At 39.2% G+C, this 24,212-nt stretch carries 20 protein-coding genes and 1 pseudogene; 19 read left to right on the top strand and 2 right to left on the bottom strand.

Annotation, left to right across the window (positions count from 1 at the left end):
- The 15 genes and pseudogenes from DXA87_RS17945 to DXA87_RS07045 form a co-directional block, all read left to right on the top strand.
- Nucleotides 1-1,794: pseudogene (locus tag DXA87_RS17945) on the top strand (hypothetical protein); the annotation flags it as partial.
- On the top strand, nucleotides 1,787-2,617 hold the full coding sequence (locus DXA87_RS07105; protein ID WP_117503679.1) for an EAL domain-containing protein: 831 nt from the start codon (nucleotides 1,787-1,789) through the stop codon (nucleotides 2,615-2,617). The pseudogene DXA87_RS17945 and the gene DXA87_RS07105, both read left to right, overlap by 8 nt.
- 105 nt (nucleotides 2,618-2,722) lie before the next feature.
- A complete protein-coding gene (locus DXA87_RS07100) occupies nucleotides 2,723-4,516 on the top strand; it encodes a methyl-accepting chemotaxis protein (protein WP_117503678.1) in 1,794 nt (597 codons plus the stop codon).
- Between the two features lie 95 nt (nucleotides 4,517-4,611).
- On the top strand, nucleotides 4,612-4,779 hold the full coding sequence (locus DXA87_RS17940) for a hypothetical protein (RefSeq protein WP_158553041.1): 168 nt from the start codon (nucleotides 4,612-4,614) through the stop codon (nucleotides 4,777-4,779).
- Nucleotides 4,780-4,997: 218 nt separating this feature from the next.
- Nucleotides 4,998-5,735: a metallophosphoesterase family protein gene (locus DXA87_RS07095; protein ID WP_117503677.1), complete on the top strand. Its 738-nt coding sequence runs from the start codon at nucleotides 4,998-5,000 to the stop codon at nucleotides 5,733-5,735.
- A 5-nt stretch (nucleotides 5,736-5,740) separates the two neighbouring features.
- On the top strand, nucleotides 5,741-6,730 hold the full coding sequence (locus DXA87_RS07090) for an NAD(P)-dependent oxidoreductase (protein ID WP_117503685.1): 990 nt from the start codon (nucleotides 5,741-5,743) through the stop codon (nucleotides 6,728-6,730).
- Nucleotides 6,727-7,470 carry a DUF6564 domain-containing protein gene (locus DXA87_RS07085; RefSeq protein WP_117503676.1) on the top strand — a complete coding sequence of 248 codons (744 nt, stop codon included), beginning with the start codon at nucleotides 6,727-6,729 and terminating at the stop codon, nucleotides 7,468-7,470. Before DXA87_RS07090 ends, DXA87_RS07085 begins: the two co-directional genes overlap by 4 nt.
- Nucleotides 7,471-7,473: 3 nt before the next feature.
- Nucleotides 7,474-8,649, top strand: coding sequence for a hypothetical protein (locus DXA87_RS07080; RefSeq protein WP_117503675.1), 1,176 nt, complete (start codon nucleotides 7,474-7,476; stop codon nucleotides 8,647-8,649).
- A gap of 27 nt (nucleotides 8,650-8,676) precedes the next feature.
- On the top strand, nucleotides 8,677-9,972 hold the full coding sequence (gene aepX / locus DXA87_RS07075) for a phosphoenolpyruvate mutase (protein ID WP_117503674.1): 1,296 nt from the start codon (nucleotides 8,677-8,679) through the stop codon (nucleotides 9,970-9,972).
- A 36-nt stretch (nucleotides 9,973-10,008) separates the two neighbouring features.
- Nucleotides 10,009-11,166, top strand: a complete 1,158-nt coding sequence (aepY, locus tag DXA87_RS07070) for a phosphonopyruvate decarboxylase (RefSeq protein WP_117503673.1) — start codon at nucleotides 10,009-10,011, stop codon at nucleotides 11,164-11,166.
- Between the two features lie 40 nt (nucleotides 11,167-11,206).
- Nucleotides 11,207-12,016: a LicD family protein gene (locus DXA87_RS07065; RefSeq protein WP_117503672.1), complete on the top strand. Its 810-nt coding sequence runs from the start codon at nucleotides 11,207-11,209 to the stop codon at nucleotides 12,014-12,016.
- 55 nt (nucleotides 12,017-12,071) lie between these two features.
- Nucleotides 12,072-13,415 carry an adenylyltransferase/cytidyltransferase family protein gene (locus DXA87_RS07060; protein WP_117503671.1) on the top strand — a complete coding sequence of 448 codons (1,344 nt, stop codon included), beginning with the start codon at nucleotides 12,072-12,074 and terminating at the stop codon, nucleotides 13,413-13,415.
- Between the two features lie 53 nt (nucleotides 13,416-13,468).
- Nucleotides 13,469-15,229: a thiamine pyrophosphate-binding protein gene (locus tag DXA87_RS07055; protein WP_117503670.1), complete on the top strand. Its 1,761-nt coding sequence runs from the start codon at nucleotides 13,469-13,471 to the stop codon at nucleotides 15,227-15,229.
- Between the two features lie 58 nt (nucleotides 15,230-15,287).
- Complete coding sequence (locus DXA87_RS07050) at nucleotides 15,288-16,415, top strand: polysaccharide pyruvyl transferase family protein (RefSeq protein WP_117503669.1); 1,128 nt, start codon at nucleotides 15,288-15,290, stop codon at nucleotides 16,413-16,415.
- 95 nt (nucleotides 16,416-16,510) lie between these two features.
- Nucleotides 16,511-17,752: a Coenzyme F420 hydrogenase/dehydrogenase, beta subunit C-terminal domain gene (locus DXA87_RS07045; protein ID WP_117503668.1), complete on the top strand. Its 1,242-nt coding sequence runs from the start codon at nucleotides 16,511-16,513 to the stop codon at nucleotides 17,750-17,752.
- 453 nt (nucleotides 17,753-18,205) lie between these two features.
- On the opposite strand, the gene DXA87_RS07035 is transcribed toward DXA87_RS07045, so the two are convergent.
- Complete coding sequence (locus DXA87_RS07035; protein WP_117503667.1) at nucleotides 18,206-18,769, bottom strand: ATP-binding protein; 564 nt, start codon at nucleotides 18,767-18,769, stop codon at nucleotides 18,206-18,208.
- A gap of 151 nt (nucleotides 18,770-18,920) precedes the next feature.
- Here DXA87_RS07035 and DXA87_RS07030 point away from each other — a divergent pair, with 151 nt between their 5' ends.
- Nucleotides 18,921-20,243, top strand: coding sequence for an AAA family ATPase (locus tag DXA87_RS07030; RefSeq protein WP_117503666.1), 1,323 nt, complete (start codon nucleotides 18,921-18,923; stop codon nucleotides 20,241-20,243).
- A 521-nt stretch (nucleotides 20,244-20,764) separates the two neighbouring features.
- On the opposite strand, the gene DXA87_RS07020 is transcribed toward DXA87_RS07030, so the two are convergent.
- The gene (locus DXA87_RS07020) at nucleotides 20,765-21,784 is read right to left on the bottom strand and encodes a M42 family metallopeptidase (RefSeq protein WP_117503665.1); all 1,020 of its coding nucleotides are present in this window, start codon (nucleotides 21,782-21,784) and stop codon (nucleotides 20,765-20,767) included.
- Between the two features lie 319 nt (nucleotides 21,785-22,103).
- On the opposite strand from DXA87_RS07020, the gene DXA87_RS07015 reads away from it, so the two are divergent.
- Genes DXA87_RS07015 through DXA87_RS07005 form a run of 3 tightly spaced genes read left to right on the top strand, consistent with a single transcriptional unit; the run spans nucleotide 22,104 to nucleotide 24,095 of the window.
- Nucleotides 22,104-22,250: a CD1871A family CXXC motif-containing protein gene (locus DXA87_RS07015; protein WP_117503664.1), complete on the top strand. Its 147-nt coding sequence runs from the start codon at nucleotides 22,104-22,106 to the stop codon at nucleotides 22,248-22,250.
- Entirely contained in the window at nucleotides 22,243-23,136 is an 894-nt protein-coding gene (locus DXA87_RS07010) for a 4Fe-4S binding protein (protein WP_117503663.1), read from the top strand. Before DXA87_RS07015 ends, DXA87_RS07010 begins: the two co-directional genes overlap by 8 nt.
- Entirely contained in the window at nucleotides 23,133-24,095 is a 963-nt protein-coding gene (locus DXA87_RS07005; protein WP_117503662.1) for a TlpA disulfide reductase family protein, read from the top strand. The genes DXA87_RS07010 and DXA87_RS07005 overlap by 4 nt, the downstream gene beginning before the upstream one ends.
- The last annotated feature ends 117 nt before the right edge of the window (nucleotides 24,096-24,212 follow it).

Genomic DNA, 24,212 nt, shown 5'->3' with positions numbered 1-24,212 from the left:
CCACAAGTGTTACAAAAAAGCTTGACCACAACACTGCCTTATTATACTACAGCAAGTACTGGAAACGTAGAATCTGCGAAACGCCAGGCGGGAAGCACCGGGTTTGTCATTGAGCCGGGAACTATTAATGCAGACTGCTTTGTTACAGCAACAGAGCAGGAAAGAGAACTGTTTATCAATATTTTGTGTTCCGGACTCAAAGGAGTTCCAACAGAGCAATGGGAAGAGAAGGTACAGAACTTTGGATCACCAAAGATTGAACGTGCCCGAAGTACGAAAAGACAGGACAGTTCTCTTCCAGAAAAATGGAGGGAATGTCTTTACAGACCTGACGGAGCTAGGAAAAAGACTGTATTTTATAGTCTGTCTGTAGAGGCACTTCTGACCCAGCCAGATATGATGCAGAAGATAGAAGAGGTACTTCAATATTTTAGAAACAGAAAAGGTCTCGCTTTATGGCTTCGTCCTCATCCACTGTATGAACAGACACTGGAGGTGATGCGGCCCCAGTTTTTACGGAAATATAGAGAACTTCTGGCTTCTTATGAAGAAGAAGGCTGGGGAATCCTGGACAGCGGATACGATCTTGATCTTGCCATTGCTTCCTGTGACTGCTATTACGGAGATTACAGCTCTGTAGCCCAGTTATTCTGGGAAACAGGAAAACCGGTTTTATATCAGGATTCCCTGGTAAGAGAAAAGGAATGTAAGATACCATGCTGGCCGGGAGCTTTTTGGGAAGATGAAAAAGAAGTGTGGTTTGTTCACGGAAAAGTAAACCTGCTGTTTCATTATGATAAACAAATGGACAGACTTTCCTGCATAGGAAAGATTCCGGGAGAATTGGCATTTAAGGGAGATCTGTTCCGTTCTGTTGTACGGGTAGAAGACAGACTGTATCTTGTCCCATATTTTGCCAGAAACCTGGCCATTTACCATATAGATAAGGATCAGTTTGAGTCCGTACAGATCCGTGATGCAGAGCATTTTATAGAACAGCCGTTATTCCTGAAAGGCTTTCAGAGAGGTAATGTACTATATTGTATGCCTGCATGGTACAACAGCATCCTTTGCATCGATCTTACTTCCGGACATATAACCTATACAATGGTGGATAAGAATAAAGTACGTGGTATTCCGGGGGTATTTGGCGGGGCTGTTTCTATAGGCAGAAACATTTTATGTCCGCAGACTTATAAAAAACGATGGCTGATCCTGAACACGGATACAGGAAAAGTATCCTGGTGCAGTTTTGCAGATCCGGAAAGGGAAATCACTTCGGTTACAGTTTGTGGTGATACTCTGGTATTTTTCGATGCCAGAACAGGATGCATCCTGAAAGAAACCAGAGAAGAGGGAAAAATAGAAGAGCTTTTATATATTGACAGCAACGAAATACAGCTATATGCAGTATCCGAAAATGAAGTGATCGCAGATGATCTGGGATCAGGAACCTATTTAAAGTTTTGTCTGGATGGAACAGTGGTTTGGAGAAAGGAACGGAAAGAAGAAAAGACCGTATTAGGCAGCAGATTTAGGAAAGTTACAGAAGGAGAAAAAAACTGTGATATCCGTTTTACAGAGCAGGAATATCAGGAATGGAATTCTCCGTCAGCAGCAATTTATAAGGATATCCTTCCCACAGATCTGTATTATGTAGAGGAGGAAAATGAAGTCCTCACGCTGGACAAATGGCTTTCTCTCTGTGACCGGATCCAGATGCCAGTACCAGATGATAGACACAGCGGAGAAATGATCAAGGACTATGTAAAAAGCAGGCTTGCAAATGGATGAAAAGAGAAAAATCATGCAAAGTTATTTTGAAAGTGCATTGCCTTATCTTGAGGTTTTTTATCAGCCGATCTACAATTTAAATGAAAAGAAACTGAATGTTGCAGAAGCACTTTTACGATATGATGATGGCCACCATCAGAATATTGAACAGGTGATCCGCAAAGCAGAGGAAATGGGCTATGTCAGCTGTTTTGATCTGTGGGTTTTAAATAAAGTGTTAGAACAGCTGCCAGAGCTGAAAAAAAGAAACATTGAAAGAATAAATGTAAATCTGTCCCCGGTCACATGCTCCAGCGTGGAATCAGAAAAGAAAATCTTTGCCATGCTAGATCAATGTACATCAGATATATCTGCTATATGTTTTGAAATCACAGAAAGTAATCAATTACAGAATATGCAGCAAGTCATTAAGCTGGCAGAAAATTTGATAAAAAGAGGATGCCTCATAGCTATTGATGATTTTGGAAAAGAAGAGTCAAATCTCCTGCGGCTTATGCAGATACCGTTTTCTGTGTTGAAAATAGACAAGGCAGTTACATGGACTATAGATACAACAAGTTTTTCAAAAGACCTTATTTCGGAGATCATATATTTTTTGCACAAATATGGGATCCAGATCACGGCTGAGGGGATAGAAAACCAGCTCCAGGCGAAAGAACTTTCGGATATGGGCTGTGATTTCCTTCAGGGTTATCTGATCTCGAAGCCAGTATCGTTTGAAGATTTTTGTGCATTTATAGATGCTCATAATAAAAAAGAGTCTGCAGGATGGAAAGAAACACTGGAAGAAGCAGGAAAAAAGAACCATAGAAAAGAAAAATGAAAAACCAAATATCCCTTATGATTTTTCGCTACTTGCCGAATAATAAAAGTAGGGATTAAATTCCACAATATTCCACGAAAGAAATAACAAAGAGAGGGAAGGAACATGAAGAACCGTAATATGAAGCAAAAAATCACGATTGCTTTTGGAGCAGTAGTCATCTGCTTTTTTGTAACAGTTGGCGCGCTGTTTTATGGAATGATCAACATCAGCACACAGTATAACCAGTTCTATAAAAATAACCACGAAGCGATCGTACGTGTAGACAAGGTAAAAATCTATATGCTGGCAACAATCCAGAATCTGACGCAGGCTATGATTGATGATGACCCCACCGCCACAAAAACATATCTTTCAAACGTTGATTCGTATAGAGACGGCCTTGCGGAGAACGCAGGCTGGTTCATGGAGCGTTATAATGGAGATATGACACTGGTAAACCAGTTTCATACACAGCTTCAGGTAACTTCTGAGGTCACAAACAAGATCTTAGAGTATCTGTCCACTGGTTCTGACCGTGCGAAAGAGCAGGCAAGGCTCACGTTTATCGATGAGTTTGACCCGGAAGTGTCCAAGCTGGAAGGAATTCTGGATCAGTTTAGCGATCAGGTGACAGACCTTGTTGGTAATGATTACAATTCTTCCATGAAGACCAGAACCATCCTGTTTATTGTAGGGATCATAATTGTTATCGTTGCACTGATACTTACCGTTATTATGGCAACGATCCTGATACGTTCCGTAGTAGAGCCGGTAAAACAGTTGCAGGAAGCTATGGAAAAAATGAGACGCGGTAATATGGATATTGATATCGAGTACAAGGCAGAAGATGAGCTTGGAAGGCTTTCCGATGATTTGCGGTCTGTAGCAGCGTTCCTGAACGCGGTAGTGGCAGATGAGACAAATATCCTTACAGAGATGAGCCGCGGAAACTTTAATGTTTATTCTTCTATGTCAAAGGATTATGTAGGAAGCTTTGTTGCGATCTATAACTCTATGGTTCTTCTGAGAGATAATTTAAGCAGTACGCTTTCGAGTGTTACCCAGTCAGCTGATCAGGTGGCAGCAGGTTCCGATCAGGTATCCTCCGGAGCACAGGCATTATCCCAGGGTGCTACCGAGCAGGCTTCTTCCGTAGAAGAACTGGCAGCGACCATTAATGAAATTTCCAATAATGTTGAAAAGAATGCCGAGAATGCAAAGTCAGCCAGTGATATGGCAGATAATGTAAGAGAACAGGCAGGAGAAAGCAGACAGCGTATGCAGGAGATGCTTTCTGCCATGACGGACATCAGCAACAGCTCCAGTGAGATTGGAAAGATCATCAAGACGATTGAGGATATTGCATTCCAGACTAATATTCTTGCTTTGAACGCAGCCGTAGAAGCAGCCCGTGCAGGAGCAGCAGGAAAAGGATTTGCAGTAGTAGCAGACGAGGTTCGTAATCTTGCAGGAAAATCAGCAGAAGCTTCAAAGAATACTTCTGCTCTCATTGAAGGTTCTCTTCACGCAGTTGACCGTGGTACTAAGATCGCAAATGAAACAGCCAAGGCATTGCAGCAGCTGACCGAAGGCGTTCAGGGAGTAGCACAGACCATTGAGGAGATCTCTTCTGCCAGCGAGTCACAGGCAGTTTCAGTAAAACAGGTAAATGAAGGCATCAGCCAGATCTCCAGCGTTGTACAGAGCAATTCTGCAACTGCAGAAGAAAGCGCTGCAGCCAGTGAGGAACTTTCCAGCCAGGCACAGATCTTAAAGGATTTGGTAGGTAAATTCACATTGAAGGATGGTTCTGCGGATCCTGTATCACATACAGCACAGCCAGGCAAGACAACAGGAGAAACAGGAGAAAAAGAACCGTCATCCACTATCTCTTATGAGGATAATGACAAATACTAAGGCTGTGGTTAAAAAAGAATAGATAGTGTGTATGAGCCCACATCAGATTTTATTTTCTGTTGTGGGCTTGATTAAAGTTGAAAAGGAAACTGAAAATGGCAGAGCCAAGAAAATTATCACCGGAAGAATTCAGGACGATGCATCTGTTAGAGCTGGATATGCTGGAGGAATTGGACCGGGTATGTAGAAAATATGATATTAAATACTGTATTACCTATTCCAGTAGAAAAACGGCAGCCACATGCTCCTGTATCAAGTTTTGACTTTAATGTAAAAAGCAAAAATGTAAAAGAAAAAATGCAAAATAATAAATGAATCTATGAGAACACAGCCAATACGGAAACGGGAAATAGTCATACTATTCTGATATCGCCAATTGGATTTTAAAACGAACTGAAATAAAAAGTAACCTGTCAAAAAAGATTCATGCATTGTTTGTGCCGAAGGCAGGAGCGATACAAGGAGGACATGTCGCGACGGCATGTTTAAATTAATGAAAATAGCAGTTTTATCAGATATACATGGTAATATGGAAGCTTTTCGCGAAGTTGTAAAATATCTGGAAAAAGAACAGATAAAAAAAGTGCTCATTCTTGGAGATATTATTGATTATGGTCCTCACTCAAATGAGGTGATTACCTGCTTAATGGATCTTCCATGGGAAATAATCGGTAATATTCGTGGAAATCATGAGGAAGCAATCATAGAACAAAAATATGACATGTTTTCTTCTGAAAGAGGGAAAAGATGTGCAGAGAATACGCGAAAATTGCTGAATGCACAAAGTTGGCATTATTTGAATACCATAATGGATTCAACAGCATTAACAGAGGTAGTTATAGAAGGAAAAAAATGCTTAGCAGTTCATGGAAGCCTTAAAGATCATTTGTGGACAGCTATCAGACCTGGGCAGGATTTAAGAGAATATAAAAAATATGACTATGTTTTTTCTGGACATTCCCATTTACCGCATATATTTGGTGAATATTATTATGTAGATAATATAGAATACAGAAATAAGAAACGTACAATGTTTATTAATCCAGGGTCTGTCGGACAGCCAAGGAATCATAATCCCAGAGCACAATTTGTACTATGGGATACAGAAACAGATGAATTTAAGATGTGTGCAGTTGATTATGATATAGAAAGAGAGCAGAAAGCATTTTCTGATAAAATAGATTCTTTTTATAAAAAGAGGTTATTAACAGGAGTATGATGATAATGAAAAACTTGTATGTGATCAGTGGAGTAACTGGAATGACAGGAAATGAATTGGCAAGACAGCTTGTCAGAATGGGACATAAGGTGATAGGTTTTGATAATTTTTTTGCGTCATCTCTTCATACAGTAGAAGACATAGTCAATAATTCACTTTTTACGTTTTATCAATACGATATTAATGATAATGCCCAGATGGACAGCCTGAAACAAGAAATACAAAAAGAAAAGGGTCAATATGGTTTACTTGTATACATAAACTGTGCTGCAGTGGTACATACGGAACATTTTTATCATGTAAATCGCACGTTTACAACCAATGTACTGGGAATGAAGATGTTTCTTGACCAGGCGATAGAGAATGGTGCAGATATTTATATAAATTGTTCAACGTCTGAAGTATATTCTATGCAGTCATGGACACCGGATGGAGTGAAAGAGTCGGATTTTATTACTATGTCTGATGCAGAACACAGCCAGAGAACAAGCTATGCTACTGGAAAACTCATGACAGAATTTTTTATAAAAGATGCTGTGGATGAAGGTAAGATTAAAGGATGTTCGATTCGCTTTGCTAATGTTTACAGCAAAAACGAATTGTATCCAAAACATATTATCCCTTATATTCTTCACCAGTTAAAGGATACAGGAAAGGTGCAGCTTTTAGAAAATAGTAAGAAAAATATGAGAACATTTCTTTACAATGAAGATTCTTGCAGGGCTGTGATTGCATTGATTGATTCACCGGAGGCTTTGGATGGTTCTATTTATAATGTGGCAACGGATGAGGAAATATCCATTGTAAATCTGGTAAAAATGTGTGGGGATAAAATGGGGAAGAAAGATCCACAGATTGTATTTAAAGGATTTAGAAAGTCAGATCCGGAAAGGAGACTGTTAAATACAGATAAAATCCGAGAAAGAACCGGATGGATGCCGAAAGTAACACTTGAACAAGGTATTGAAGAGTGTGTAAAGGAATTAAACAAATGAAAGTTTTAATCATAACGGTGGCGGGCATGTCTACACGATTCAGCCGGTCAGTAGGTAAGCCGGTCATTAAGTGTTTATATCATAATAAGTCATTAAAAGACAGCTTGTTGTATATTTTGTTAGAACGCAGCAGAGAATTTGACTATTTTATTATAGTGGGTGGATACAGATATAAAGAGTTATGCGAAACAATCAGGGCATCATTTAAAAAGTTTTCAGATAGGATTCTTTTGATTGAAAATCCATATTATTCAACCTATGGTTCAGGATATAGTCTTTATTTAGGACTGCAAAAAGCCTTTGAAACAGGGGCAGATGAGATCGTTTTTGCAGAAGGAGATTTATATTTTAATGAAGACGATTACCAAAGGGTGTGTAGTGCCGATAAAAGTGTGGTTACTGTTAATAGAAATCCAATCCTAGCAGACAAATCAGTTGCGCTGTATTTTGATATTGCTGGTGAAATCCGATACATATATGATACAGGACACAATGAATTACTCATAAAAGAGCCCTTTTTTGCGATTTATAATTCTGGACAGGTCTGGAAATTTTCAGATAAAGAAATAGCAAAAAAAGTATTTAGCAAAACAGATAAAGAAGAATGGAAAGGAACTAATCTGATTTTTGTTGAAAAATATTTTCGTACTATTGGGAGAGACAAGTATGAACTGATTACCTTGGGAAATTGGGTTAACTGCAATACATTAGATGACTTCAACCAAATTCAGGAGTATTAAAAGATGAAAACAATCAATGAAAAGCTGGAAAAATTGAAAAATGAATTGAAAAACAGGAAAGTCAGAATTATGATCATTGGCCTGGGAAGTGTAGGAAATTATTTGCTGGATTATCTGGTTTCTATGGCGGATGAGAATATGGAAATCTGCGTGGTTGGAAGAAATGAAGAAAAAATGAACTCGGATGTAAATATCGTTAAGGTTGCGTCGTTGATCAGAGGACAAAACAAATGTCAGGTAAAAATAAATGCTACTGTTGATTTAAACGATATAAAAGGGATTGAGCATGCTATAGAGTGTTTTGTACCGGATATCATTGTCAATAGCAGCCGTGCTTACTCAGGGTTGAAATATGGAAGCATTTCGTGGAAAACAGTGCGGGCTTATGGAATCTGGTCTCCTTTATCTATACGATATACAAAAAATATCATGGAGGCGTATGAAAGAACTGGTTCAGATGCGATTGTTATTAATACATCTTATTCAGATGTGGTGATACCATGGTTGAAATCGGCAGGTAAGGCATATCCGGACTTTGGAAGTGGTAACATCAATCATCTGGTATACCGATTTAAGCTTGCGGCAGGTAATATTCTCTCGATTAGAGACTTTTGGAATATAGATATTACATTTGCAGTTGCCCATTTTCATGATGTATGTATTAGTAAAGAAGGTCATACAGAGGGAGTTCCAATGCTGATCGACATGAGATACCATGACAGTCCACTACCTTTGGGGATTGATAAAATCATATCCAATTGCAATATCCCTATGCCAGTTGATGCTAAAAGAAATATGATGAATGCTTCCAGTAATTTTGAAATTATTCAGGCAATCCTTGGGGCGGTAAGAACTGGAAAAAAGACAAAACTTCATTGTCCTGGGGTATTTGGTGAGATAGGTGGATACCCGGTTATTATTGATGGAAGTGGTGAATCTCCACGAGCGTATATAGATGAAACTGTTTTTTCTTTGGAAGAAATGAGGAAAAAAAACAAAGAATCTATTTATTTAGACGGAATAGAGAATGTCCAGGATGGTGTTCTTGTTTATACAAATGAATTGTTACAAAAAGTAAAAAAAGTTTTTGACGTGAATCTTACAAAACAGGTTTCTTTTGATGAAATAGATAATACAGCAGAGTTTATTATCAGGGAAATAATAGAAAAAAACAAATAAAACGAACAAATTAGAGGAGATTCAAATATGGGCATTGTATATACATGCTTTACAACAGATGTGATCCATGCAGGGCATTTAAATATCATCCATGAGGCACAAAAATATGGAGACGTAGTGGTTGGTGTTATGACAGATAAGGCATTAGTACAGTTTGACCGTTTTCCCACAATTTCTTTTTATGAAAGAAAAAAAATGGTGCAAGAAATTACTGGTGTGTCAGAAGTAATCGAACAGGATACAATTATGTATGATACGGTCATTAGGAAAATAAAGCCGGATTATGTTATACATGGAGATAATTGGTGTAAAGGACCTATGAAAGCCATCCGCGAAAATGCAAAAAAAGCAGTGGAAGCTTACGGTGGTAAGATCATTGATATTCCATATACATATGATCCACAGATTAAAGAACTCAGTAGGAAAATGAGGGCGAGACTTGCTATGCCAGAGTACAGACGGAAGCGATTAAAGCAGTTACTTGGCATTAGACCGATTGTAAAGGCACTGGAAGTTCATAATGGAATTACAGGTCTTATTGCAGAGAAAACAGTGGTTGAGCATGAGGGGAGATTGGATCAATTTGATGCCATGTGGATTTCTTCTCTTTGTGATTCCACAGCTAAAGGGAAACCTGATATTGAGCTTGTTGATATGACAAGCCGGTTTAGAACAATTGATGATGTTACAGAGGTAACAACAAAACCTATCATTTTTGATGGAGATACAGGTGGGCTGACAGAACATTTTGTATATACGGTGAGGTCTCTTGAGAAAATGGGAGTTTCAGCTGTGATCATTGAAGATAAAACGGGGCTTAAGAAAAATTCGCTGTTTGGGACAGATGTGGCACAGACCCAGGATAGTATAGAACATTTCAGCCAGAAGATACGCGCAGGAAAAAATGCCCAGCTTACAGATGATTTCATGATCATTGCAAGAATTGAAAGTCTTATTCTGGAACGCGGAATGGAAGATGCTTTAAAGCGTGCAACTGCTTTTGTTAAAGCAGGTGCAGATGGAATTATGATTCATAGCAGAAAAAAAGATCCAGCGGAGATACTGGAATTTTGTGATAAGTTCAGGATGGTAAATACGGAAACACCTTTAGTAGTGGTTCCCTCCTCTTTCAATACGATTACGGAAGAGGAACTGGCAGTTCATGGGGTGAACCTTGTGATTTATGCGAATCAGTTGACTCGCAGTGCATTTCCTGCCATGCAGGATACAGCAAGAGAAATATTGAAATATCATAGAGCGAAAGAAGTGGATGACCGACTACTTCCGATTAAGGATATTATTACATTAATCGATACACTATAACAAGTGTGGAAAGAGAGTAAGGAGTGCAAAGAGCTTATGAAAGCAGAAAAGCTAGTACAGATTATAGGATCAGATTTTTATACAGGCGTGCCGGATTCACAATTAAAAGCACTTTGTGATTACCTGATGGCAACATATGGAATCAATGAGAACCATCATATAATAGCGGCAAATGAAGGAAATTGTACAGCTTTAGCAGCTGGTTACTATCTGTCCACAGGTAAGATACCTGTAGTATACATGCAGAATTCAGGAGAAGGAAATATTATTAATCCTGTTGCATCGTTGTTAAATGATAAGGTCTATGCGATACCCATGATATTTATTATAGGCTGGAGAGGTGAACCGGGAATACATGATGAACCTCAACATATTTATCAGGGAGAGATTACTTTAAAACTTCTCGAAGATATGGGGATAGAAGCTTTTGTAATCCGCAAAGAAACAACGGATAAAGAAGTAGAGCAGCAGATGGAATGCTTTAGGAAAAAATTGGCAGTTGGAAAAGATGTAGCTTTTGTAGTCAGTAAAGGAGCTATTTCTACGGATACAAAGATTTCATACAAAAATCATAACAAAATGCTGCGAGAAGATGTTATTCGGCTTATTGTAAAAAATTCTAAAAAAGATCCAATTATTTCAACTACCGGGAAGGCATCCAGAGAACTTTTTGAAATAAGGACAGCAAATGAACAGGGGCACCAGTATGATTTTCTGACAGTAGGATCAATGGGGCATACGTCTTCTATTGCCCTGGGTATAGCACTAAATGAGCCAGATACAAAGATATGGTGTATTGATGGTGATGGTTCAGCTCTTATGCATATGGGAGCTATGGCGATAATAGGTTCTACTGCCCCCGCAAATATGATCCATGTAATCATTAACAATGAAGCGCATGAAACAGTTGGAGGCATGCCAACAGCGGCTTCTGTTAATTTTACAAAAGTTGCGAAAGCCTGTGGTTATCCACATGCAGTTTGTGTTGATACATTTGATGATTTGGAAAGAGAACTTAAGAAAGCAAGAAAACGAAAAAAGTTGAGTTTAATAGAGGTGAAGTGTGCTATTGGATCAAGACAAAATCTGGGTAGACCAACAACAACAGCTATTGAAAATAAGGAAAAGTTCATGGAGTATCTGAAAACATTAAATGAATATCAATTAATAACCACCTCTTTGAAAAGAGATTAATTTGTGAAGCGGATATTTTATTTTTTTGAGCGGGGATAACATGGTAAATTTAGATGATAAACAGTTACGGCAATTGCAGTTGATTGAACTTGAAATGCTTCTTGAGGTAGATCGTATTTGCAGAAAATACCAGATTAAATATGTGATAACAGGTGGAACACTGTTGGGAGCAGTGCGGCATAAAGGTTTTATTCCTTGGGATGATGATGCTGATGTTGCATTATTGCGTGATGAATATGAGCGATTTAAGATAGCCTGCAAAACTGATTTAGACACATCAAGATTTTATTTTCAGGATGCATGGGAAACAGAAGGGTATCGTTGGAGTTATGGAAAAATAAGAAGAAAAGATACTCTTTATATGAGAGAAAACCAGGAACATATGCCATATGAACAGGGGATTTCTATAGATATTTTCCCAATTGATGCTATACCGGAAAATTATATTGTTCGCTTGTTTGACACTTTTCATTGTTTTTGTATCCGAAAATTTTTATGGTCAGAAGTTGGTAGGATTGATGAGAAGAATTTTATAAAGCGTGCTGCATACAAACTAATGAGTTATGTCCCAAGAAAAAAAATATTAGATCATTATTATAGATTGATTCAAAAGAGAAAAAGAGAAAAATCTTTAAAAGTCAGAACCGTACTTATGCCCCTATCTCTGAAAAAAGGATTTGGTCGTTTGCGGGAATGGTATGCTGAAAGTGCGGAATATGAGTTTGAAGGACATAAACTGTATGGGACAAAAGAATATGATGCATTTTTGAAATATGTATATGGGGATTATATGGAAATACCGCCAGTAGAAAAAAGAAAAATCCATCCAGCTTCCAAGATTATTTTGTAATAAAACCACCTCATTTTTAGAATCTGTATTTGATTTATAAGAAAGGTAATTTGAAATGGTTAAAGTAATCACATATGGGACATTTGATCTTTTACATAAGGGACATATTCGTCTTCTGGAACGTGCAAAAATACTTGGAGACTATCTGATTGTTGGTGTAACTTCAGATGACTTTGATAAGGCAAGAGGCAAACTTAATGTACAGCAGAATTTAATGGAACGAATTGAGGCTGTACGTGCAACTGGAATTGCGGATGAAATTGTTGTGGAAGAATATGAAGGGCAAAAAATAGAAGATATCCAAAAATACGGTGTTGATATTTTTACGGTAGGTTCTGACTGGTGTGGAAAATTTGATTATTTAAAAGATTATTGTCAGGTTATTTATTTACCCAGAACAGAAGGTATTTCCAGTTCTGCATTGCGTACTGAAAAGTATCAGTTACAGCTGGGGCTTGTAGGTGAATCAATTATACTTGAAAAATTTTTAAATGAATGTAAATATGTGAATAGCGTGAAACTGACCGCAGTTTGTTCGGCATATCCGGCTGAATTGCCAGAATGTCTTCAGGAATTACCTTGTGTAACATCGGATTATGATGTTTTTTTAAATCATGTGGAAGCTGTTTATATCATGTCGACACCGAAATTGCATTATGCCCAGGTGAAAAAAGCATTATTATCTGGAAAACATGTTCTTTGTGAAACTCCAGAAGCATTGACCCGGCTTCAATGTGAGGAATTGCATTGTATTGCAAAAAAAAATGCATTGATTTTGGCAGAAGGAAATAAGACAGCTTACGCAACAGCATATATTCGGCTTATCCTAATGTTGAAAGCAGGAAAAATAGGTGATGTGATATCAGTTGATGCCACTAGTACCAGTTTAAGTGAAAAATACTTTGTAAAAAATATTGATGATTTCAATCGTTGGAATAGTATTGAAGCATGGGGAGCTAAAAGCTTATTGCCTGTTTTTCATATACTGGGTTCTGATTATAGCAGCAAGCAGATCATCTCACACATCACAAGTGATGAGAGTATGTTTGATTCTTTTACAATAATAAACTTTGTATATCCCCATGCAGTGGCAACTGTTAAAGTTGGAAAGGGTATTAAATCAGAAAATGAACTTATCATTGTAGGTACAAAAGGGTATATTTATGTTCCTGCCCCATGGTGGAAAACGGATTATTTTGAAATCCGGTATGAGAATAGAAATGAAAACAAGAGGTATTTTTACCAGCTGGATGGCGAAGGAATTCGTTATGAGGTCATAGCTTTTGTAAATGCGATAAAAAATAAAAACAAAATGGCCTTAACAGATGAATCCATTTCTCAGGCTATTGCAGAGGTAATGGAGGACTATTATAGTGGTAAAGATATGGTAAGAATATAAAATTCAACAAGAAATAATAGTAAAGTATTTGTTGAGATACAGGAAGGAAAAAAGTGACAGTATCTGAATATATCGTTAAATATTTAAAAGCGTGTGGTGTAACGCATTACTTTGGATATCAGGGAACTATGATAGCTTATTTTGTTGATGCTATTTATCGGGAAACGGGGGTTTATAATCACGTTTCATACAATGAACAGGGGGCAGCGTTGGCAGCCAGTGGCTTCACAAAGGCAACTGGTAATATGGCAGTGGCATATGCTACCAGTGGTCCAGGAGCAATCAATCTGTTACAGGGAATTGCAGATGCCTATTATGATTCAGCGCCGGTATTATTTATTACGGGTCAGATAAATCTTTCCGAATATACGTTTTTTCCACACCTTCGTCAACAAGGATTCCAACAGACAGACATCGTTAGTATATGTAGTTCAATTACTAAAAATGCAATAATGGTTACATCAACGGCGGAATTACCGAATATACTAGATTCATTAGTGACAAAAATGTTGAGTGGAAGAATGGGACCTGCATTGCTGGATATTCCCATGGATATACAACGCGCACAGATCGATATTCCAATTGACTTAAATAAGAATCCATTTTCATCTGTGTTTCAGAAAACAGACTGTGATGACGCATTAAAAATCGCAATGGCTATTTTTACAACTTTAAAAAAATCAAAAAGACCGGTTTTACTTCTTGGTAATGGAATCAGTAAAAATGAAGTAACCAGAAAAAATGTATGGGCACTTATCAATAAGCTTCAGATTCCGGTGGTTACAACATTACTTGCAAAAGACCTGATACCATTTGATTCGAAATACAATTTCGGAATGTTAGGATATGCCTATGGACATCGATATGCCAACATGATTGTGAACACAAAAGCTGATCTGATTATTTCTTTGGGAGCAAGGCTTTGTCCGCGTCAAACTGGTATTAAAACAACAGAATTTGCCAAAGATGCACATATCATTCGGGTCGATATTGATAAAGAAGAACTGAATCGAAGAATACATTTTGATGAAATGGCATATTGTTCAGACGTAAATACGGTAATTGACGAAATGTTAAAAATTAATTATATCCTGAATTCAGGAGAATGGCTTAATGTTTGTAATCAGATAAAAAATCTTCTGCAAACAGTGGATACAGGAAAAGATTATCGAAAACCGAATGAAGTGATTCAAATGATAGGAAATGCGCTGCCTGAGGAATGTACAGTTGCTTGCGATGTGGGACAACATCAGATGTGGGTAGCGCAATCATTTGAAAATAAAAAAAATCAAAGAATTTTGTTTTCAGGTGCACATGGAGCAATGGGCTTTGCCCTTCCGGCAGCAATAGGTGCTTATTATGGCAAACATAAGATTCCTGTCTGTATTGCAGGTGATGGTGCCTTTCAAATGAATATTCAGGAATTACAGTGGGTGGTACAGGAGAATATACCGATAAAAATCATCATCCTTAATAATCATTCTTTAGGATTGATTCGGCAACAGCAAAGTACCATGCTTGCAAAACATTTTTACGGTTCGGTTGCAGAATATGGATATTCTGCACCTGCATTTTGTTCGGTCGCATCAGCATATGGAATGAGAACGATAAAATGTGAAGGCAAGGAGATTTTATCAGGTGATATTCACTGTCAATTAAGGAGTTTACTTCAAAATGAATCTGATTCAGTATTACTTGAAATAGAACTGGGAATTGATACATATGCTTATCCTAAAACTTCATTTGGACGATCAATGCATGATCAAAATCCACCTATTCCGGAAAAACTATTGAAAAAAATAATGTTGCTTTAATGGAGGCAAAGATACCTTTTGCTTTGACATCATAATCAATTAAAAAGTGGATAAATCTATGAATGAGAAAAAAACAAAACGTATTGGGATTGTAAGTTATAATATACATTACAAATATTCAAATTATGGTTCTGTACTTCAATCATATGCAATGCAGGAAGCTTTAAAATTATATACATGCTGTACGCCGATTATAATAGACTATTGTCCGGATATTTTTCTGAAATGCGATCCATACAATCCGTTGAATGTAACAGAACACGTTGAACAGATATATACACAACAACATATTGATTTAAAGGCAATTGCAGAAAATGAACAGAAGGTTCGTAAATTTATTGCTGACAGATATTGTTTATCTCATGGAAAATATACATCTTTTACGTTTAATGACTCGCTTCTGCAGGAAAAAATTGATGGTTATCTTTGCGGGAGTGACGCAATCTGGAGCGTTGAATACTTTAGGGATTTTGATAAAGCATTTTATGGGTGTTATCCATGTATGCAAGATAGAACGATTGCGTATGCAGCCAGCTTTGGTGAAACAGTGTTTCATGAGAATTTAAGGGACAAAATGCTATTGCGAATGAAAAATTTTAAAGCAATAGGTTTGCGTGAATTAACTGAATTTAAGTCTATTGCTCAACATACAAAATTACATGTTGAGAGAGTTCTAGATCCTACATTATTATTGCCAGCAGAAAAATATAAAACAATAATGAGCGAGCGAATCATAAAAGAACCATATTTGTTAATCTATTCGCGGCAAAAAGATAAAAATATGTATAATTTCGCAAAAAAAATAGCGGAAGAACAAAAAATTGCTATCGTAAACATAAGTCTGCATGAAGATGCAGATTTTGATTGTAATTATAAGTATAATGCAGGGATAGAAGAATTTTTATCCCTTATTTATTACGCAGAAATTGTTATTACGAATTCTTTGCATGGTACGATTTTTTCTGTAGTATTACAAAAAGAATTTTGGACTTTTCCGAGAATCAACGGAGATAGAAAGATAGATGATTTTCTGGCATTGCTAAATCTGAAATATCGTAAAGTAGATGATATGAGAAAGACAACGATATTGCAACAGTCAATAGATTATCAAAAAGTCACAATTCTTTTAGAAAAATATAAAGAAAAATCTATCAGTTATTTAAAATATGCGTTAGAAATTTTGTGATAGTCATGTGGTGTAGAAATTCAGAATAATACAATATAAACAATAAGATTATTGGCAATTTGTGCCTGGATGAAGCGAAAGGAACGGATAAAATTATGAATGGATATTTGGTTTCTGAAAAAGAAGCAGATTGTGTTGGATGTGGAGCTTGTGTTCAAATTTGTAGTCACCATGCAATTTGTATGACAGAGAATAGATATGGTTTTATTTATCCGCAGATCGACCAGAAGAAATGTGTGCAGTGTGGGTTATGTCATAATGTATGTCCGATGGAGCATGAAATTATAAAAAATCCGATGAATAGATTATCATTCGGGGGATATATAAAGGATGAAAAAATAAGACGTAATTCTACTTCTGGTGGAGCTTTTACTGCTATATGTAAAGCATTTTGCGATACTGACTATGTTATTTATGGAGCTGCATCTGAAGGGATAAATGTTATGCATAAAGAGATTTCTGATATAGATCATATTGATATTTTTTATTCATCAAAGTATGCACAAAGTTTTATTGGAAATTCTTATGCAAAAGCAAAAGTAGATATACAAAACGGAAAAAAAGTTCTTTTTTCAGGAACACCGTGTCAAATAGCAGGACTGTATCGGTATCTTAAAAATGTTGATCAGGGAAAGCTGCTAACAGTTGAAGTAATCTGTGGCGGGATCCCCAGTGCACTGTTTGTAAAGAAATACAATGAATGGTGTATTAGTAAATATGGTACGGCCATAAAAACGTTCAATTACAGATATACTGGAAAAAACAGGTGGGATGATCAATTAATCTATGTGGAATTGGAAAATGGAAAAACTTTCATTACAACCAGGTGGTTTAGCAGATTTTATTCGATTTTTTTACAAAGATTAATGTCGCGACCATCATGTAATGCTTGTCGTTTTACTTCAAATGAAAGAGTAGCAGATATTACAATAGCTGATTTATGGGGAGTTGATCGGGAATATCCAGAATTGTATGATAATGGAGAAGGATGTTCCTGGATCATTTGTAATTCAGAAAAAGGGATTCAGGTTTTTGAAAATGCAAAAAAGTATATGACAGGACATGAGGTTGATTTTGAAGCAATGCGAAGATATCAGAGTATAGGATTGATTCGGAAAATAGTACATTCCCGATATAAAGAATTCATGGAAGATTTATTGGTAATGGATTATCCACAACTATGTAAAAAATGGTATAAAAAACCAACTTTACGATTATTATATCAGAAGAGAATCTGGAATAATCGTAGACGGGTATTGCTCTGGAAAATAAAAAGTAAATATAATTACATCAGACATGTTCTTAACAATGAAGGAAGAAAAAAAGTTGAAAATTGAATAAAAAAACGGGTGTGGGGGGGAGCAAAAAACATCTCCCAAAGAAATTGCAGAGGAGAGAATGTGATGGATGTTGCTAAGAAACTTACACCTCAAGAATTTAGAACAATGCAGTTGTTAGAATTAGATTCCCTCCACTTAATTTCTGATGAAATTTGAAGTGGGGGCTTCTGAGGAGTCTTTTGACTCCAGTTTAAGAAGTTTGATATTTAAGTTTCCACCTGACTTCAGGCAATCCTTATTCTTACAGGCGTATCCATGTCGCCTCTAGCATATAGAGCATCTAAGCTCACAATGTTACTTTTACGCATGATGTTTGAAACCGGCACAAATAACAAGACATAAGTTGTCGATGAGAAAGAAAAGGTTTGTACTTAGCTTACGCCAAATTCAGTATCTAGAAGAACTTTTAGAAGCTTAAAAAATAGTAAAAAAAGAATTGACAGGGGATAATCATTCATGCGTTTGTCGTGGCTGGCGCAGTGCTTCATGAACCGGTTTGCGGAGCGTATCATTGAGATGGGATTCCCCACACAGGATCAAGGTAAAGTAATTAACCGAGTCGTAGCCGTAGTTCATGAGCATCTTGATGTCATTCAGGATTCCGGTATTCAGGTACTGTGCTTCATCAATGGCGAGGAGAAGCGGCTGGCGTTTTTCTTTGTAAAGATAGGTGATCTGTTCCTGGATAGCCTTGAACATCCCGGTTTTGCCGCCTTTTTCCGGAACTCCAAGAATGAAGCAAAGCTGCTTGTAAAAGTCAGCAACGCTGATGGTGGAGAGACACAGATATTCCATATGGAACAGGCTTGGATTTAAACTGGCGGCGAAGCAGCGAAGGGCATACGATTTTCCCATTCCGGGGCGGGCAGTAAAAACGCCAATCCCGCGGATATCTTTCAGATAGTTCAGCCAGTTGGTCATTTCGGTGAAATCTCTGGAAATGAAATGATCTTTTTCCTTCAGCTGCTGTTTGTCAAACGGATTGAACGTGAGTCCGTAAAAAGAACTGTACATCAGGATTCACCTCCGGCTTTGGAATAATCGATGCCAGGTAGATTGTTGCGTTTGGTATGGCAGTTTTCGTTATGATAGTATATAATTATTAAACAAAACCGTTATTTATTGTTATATTTTAAAGCATTTACAAAGAAAGGTGGCCGGAAGCATGGGAAGATTTGTAAACCCAGACAGCAGTGCGTTTCAGGTTGCTCTTAACTCCAGAATATATGTGGATAAGACTGGCTTGATCGAGTATACAAATAGCGTTCTCGATACAACGAATGCCTATATCTGCAATAGCCGGCCGCGCCGGTTCGGAAAGTCTTATGCAGCAAACATGCTGGCGGCATATTACAGCAAGGGTACGGATTCCGAGCAGATGTTTTCAGGATTGAGGATAAGCAAAGATGCCGATTTCAAGAAGCACCTTAATAAATACGATGTGATCCATATTGATATTCAGTGGTTTTTAGCAAACTGTGATGATGCGGATAAAGTGGTCTCTTTTATAACAAAAAGTGTTCTGGATGAACTTCGTGGCATTTATCCAGATGCGCTGCCACAAGAGGTAGTGACTCTTCCGGATGCGCTTTCACGGGTAAAGGAACGTACTGGACAGAAATTTGTTGTTATCATAGATGAATGGGATGTTATTATCCGAGATGGAGCAATTATAGAAAACATTCAGGATGAATACCTTAATTTTTTAAGGGGAATGTTTAAAGGTGTAGAACCAACGAAGTACATCCAGCTGGCATATCTTACGGGAATTCTGCCGATTAAGAAAGAAAGGGCCCAGTCCGCAGTAAATAACCTGGATGAGTTTACAATGCTGCAGGCAGATGAATTGGCTCCATACATCGGTTTTACCGAAAATGAGGTAAAAGGACTCTGTGAAAAATACAACAGGGATTTCGATAAAGTCAAAAAATGGTATGATGGGTATCTGCTTGATGGATATCAAGTGTATAATCCCAAAGCTGTTGTAAGTGTAATGACAAAAGGACGATTTAGAAGCTATTGGTCTGAGACCGGTTCGTATGAGGTAGTTGTACCACTCATCTGCATGAATTATGATGGGCTGAAGAATGCGATTATCGAGATGCTTTCAGGTTCAGAAGTTAAAGTTGATACAGCAACTTTCAAAAATGATCCGGCTAAGATACAAAATCGTGACGATGTGATCACCTACTTGATTCACCTTGGTTATCTAGGATACAATGAGGATAGTGAATCAGCATTTGTTCCGAATGAGGAGATCAGACAGGAACTAATCACAGCTGTGAGAAGCAGTAATTGGGATGAACTGATTGCATTTCAGCAAGAATCGAGAAAACTTCTTACAGCTACACTGTCAATGGATGAAAAACAGGTTGCTGCTGAAATCGATAAGTTTCATTCACAGTATGCATCAATGATCCAGTATAACGATGAAAATTCGTTGAGCAGCATAATCACTATTGCTTATCTGGGAGCAATGCAGGATTGAGAAATACGAGAAGGATTGATTCTGCTTGGAGCTGATCACACCTTCCGGCTATATCTGAGCACATTTCCGGTCTAACTACCACTGCCAGCCGTTTGCCATAGGCTCCTCCCACTACCTTCAGGTGGTGGGAGGAGCCTTGTAAATCTTTAGTCATTACCCCTGACTCTCAATATATTTTTGTATGGTAGCTGACGATACTTCTCCGATGCTACAAGCAAAATATCCGTCTGACCAAAATATCTTTTTCTTCCAATACTGTTTAGACAGAAGCGAACCATATTTGTGCCATAAATAATACGTTGTTTCTTGCTTTACAATTTTGACAATATCGCAAACCCTATCTGTTGTATCGTAACTTAATAAGAAATGTATATGGTCTTTGTCGGTTTCTATAGCAATAATTTCGTAGCCATAAGTATTAGCAATATCGAAAATCTTTTGTTTAACATCATCAGCGATAGAACCTTTGAGTAATTGTTTACGATTGCAAGTGTACAGATCTGTTCACAGTTACAAAGAAGCTATCTTGTGATATAAGCCTTCAACAGCTCAAAGGTATTGTGAACTCCGTCCATATGGGAGCGTTCGTAATTATGGGAAGCATAGACTCCAGGACCGATGAGACCGTGACGGATATCATATCCGGCGCGCAGGGTAGTCTCCACATCGGAGCTATAATGCGGATAAACATCAATGGCATAATCCAGCTTCTTCTCCTTTGCAAGGTTGGAAAGAGCCGTGATCAGATCATAGTTATAAGGACCACCGGAATCTTTGGCACAGATCGAAACCATCCGTTCGGTGCAGCCAAGGTCGCTGCCGACACAGCCCATATCGACAGAAATCATCTCCTCTGTATCATCCGGTACGACACTTCCGCCGTGCCCTACTTCTTCATATACTGTAAATAATAAAGAAACCTTGCGGTTCAGCTTCCAGGCATCTTCACGTACGGCTCTGGCGAGACCCAGCAGGATAGCGGCGGAAAGCTTGTCATCAAGAAAACGGCTTTTGATGTATCCGCTTTCTGTCACAACCGTGCGCGGGTCCATGGCGATGATGTCACCGGTCTGGATCCCAAGTGCCAGAGTATCCTGATCGGAAGCGACATTTTCATCCAGCAGGATCTCCATATTTTCTTCGATCAGCTCGGTCTTCTGATCAGCCACGTGGGAAGAAGGCTCCTTGTTCAGCACTACACCGGTGTAAACTCTGCCGTCACGGGTGTGAATGGTGCAGTTCTCGCCGTCCGTCGTGGACCACTGATGACCTCCGATGGTTGTGGGCCGCAGACGTCCGTTTTCCTTGATGGAGCGAACCATAGCTCCCAGTGTATCAACATGGGCTGCCAGTACCAGAGGAGAGCCGGAACCACCCAGGGTAACGAATACGTTCCCCTTATTGCTGCGCTCCGGGGAATACCCCAGAGAAGATAATTCGGACAACAGGTAATCAGTCACTTTTGCTGTAAAGCTGGACGGACTCGGGATAGAAGTTAAGGTGTATAACTGCTCTTTGATAAAATTCATATGAGAGTTCATGTTTACATTCCTCCTGAAGGATATTTCTGATTACTATTGTAGCGAACCGGAGAAGAAAGGTCAACAAAGGATCTGACGAAAAGAAGGACGCTCCAGCTCACCGACAACGGATGACGATCAGAAAATGAGGTCTGCAAATCGGGAAAGTTTCTTTACAGGAAATTTTGCATATGAAAAGTTTCGTATCGCTTTACAAACTACCGGGTTCTCCGATATAATTGCATTGAGAAATCGAGGGATAAGAGGAATGGATAGTTTAAGGAAACAATATGAGTGAATTTACCTGTAATAGGATATCAAACAAGAAGGAGAGACTAGGTTGTTGCGAACAAAAAAGGCATTATTTCAGGGCGCTCTGCTGATTGCCGGTATAGTCATGCTGTGCGTCGGCGTGATGCGAGGAGAGGCGGATACCGTGTTAAGTAAGGCGATCAGGCTGTGTTTGGAGTGTGTAGGAATTGGATAACAGAAAACATATCATATCAAAGATACTGAGCCGGTTTCGCGGCTGGATCCAGGCAGCGGCGGCGCTTCTTACGAACCCTCACCTGCCGAATTTTTTCAAAGGCGGGATCTATCAGGGAAAGGAAAAGGCAGTCTGCGTGCCGGGGCTGAACTGCTATTCCTGTCCGGCGGCAGCCGGGGCATGTCCGATCGGTTCCTTTCAGGCGGTGGTCGGCTCATCGAAATTCAGCTTTTCCTATTATATAACAGGATTTCTGATCCTGGTTGGTGTCCTTTTAGGGCGCTTTATATGCGGATTTTTGTGCCCCTTTGGCTGGCTGCAGGATCTTCTTCACAAAATTCCGGGAAAAAAGCTGTCCACGGAAAGGCTTAAGCCTCTGACTTATCTTAAATATGCCGTGCTGTTTTTTACCGTGATCGCACTGCCGGCGCTTGTTGTAAATGATGTGGGAATGGGTGACCCATTCTTTTGCAAGTATCTCTGCCCGCAGGGAGTTTTAGAGGGGGCAATTCCTTTGTCAGCCGTTAATCCGGGGATCCGGTCGGCATTGGGACAGCTGTTTACCGGAAAGCTTATGATCCTGATCGGAGTTTTCGTTCTAAGTGTGCTGTTTTATCGTCCGTTCTGCAAATGGATCTGTCCCCTCGGTGCGTTTTATGCGCTGATGAACAAGGTATCCCTGCTTGGGATCAAAGTGGATGAACACAGATGCATATCCTGCGGAGCATGCAGAAGAGTCTGTCAGATGGATGTCGATGTCACAAGCTCACCCAATCACACGGAATGTATCCGGTGCGGGAAGTGTATCAATGCCTGTCCCACGGATGCCGTCAGCTTTTGCTACGGCTTTGCGTCCGACTCAAATAGAAATGGAGAAAAGAAATGAAACGATCAAATATAACAGCGATCCTGCTCATCGTTGTGTTGGCATTTGGCCTCACAGCGTGCGGGGGAGCAAAGAATAACAAGGAAACTGCCTCCGGGCAGACGTCAGAGAGCGGAACGTCACTGTCCGCGGAGCCGGGAGATGACAAAGAAGCAGCAGACCTGTATCAAAAGCTGATGCAGAAGGAGGAGGACATCCAGTCAGCCAATGCTAAGCTCTGGGAAAAGCTGTTCCTGACGATCGATAAGGACCAGGTGGTAAGCGGAGACAATAATAATTACGGCGATTTTCTTCTGAAGGCGATCGAAGCTGCAAAGGATCAATTTACAGCAGATGAGTTGAAAATTCTGAATGACGGAGCCGGACAGATCCGGGAGATCGAGGAAAAACTGATGGCTCTGGAGGAGAAATATCCGGATTGCGTCAAGATGCCGGGGGAAGGTGAGAGTGCTGCGGCAGGAAATGCTGAGAGCGGTCAGGAAAAGTTCCCGGACTTTCAGGGAAAGGATCTCGATGGCAAGGAGGTAAACAGCAGTGAACTCTTTTCCGGCAATACCGTAACCGTCGTGAATTTCTGGTTTACGACCTGCAAGCCCTGTGTCGGAGAGCTTGCGGATCTGGATGCGCTGAATCAGGAGCTGGCGCAAAAGGGCGGTGCGGTCGTAGGAATCAATGCATTCACGCTGGACGGCGATGAGGGTGCGATTGCCGAGGCGAAGGAGATCCTGTCAAAAAAGGGAGCATCCTATCAGAATCTCTGGTTTGACTCCGACAGCGATGCCGGCCGTTTTACCGCCGGATTGTACGCATTCCCAACGACCTATGTCGTTGATCAGAACGGGAACATCGTGGGACAGCCGATCGTAGGCGCGGTCACATCCCCGGAGCAGACGAAGGCGCTTAATGCCCTGGTCGAGCAGGCGCTTGCTACTTGTAAAAGAAATCCCCGCCCCGTATAATAAAAGTCAGGGAATGGAAACATGATTTCCAGAAAAACATTTGAATGGAAAAGGTGAAAAAAGGTGCAGACAGACCAGAAAACAGGCGCACAGGCGACGGACCCGATGACGGGGGAA

The sequence above is a fragment of the Desulfotomaculum sp. OF05-3 genome (genome assembly GCF_003435535.1).
GTDB lineage: Bacteria > Bacillota > Clostridia > Lachnospirales > Lachnospiraceae > Pilosibacter > Pilosibacter fragilis.
This window is presented reverse-complemented; position numbering and strand designations above follow the sequence as displayed.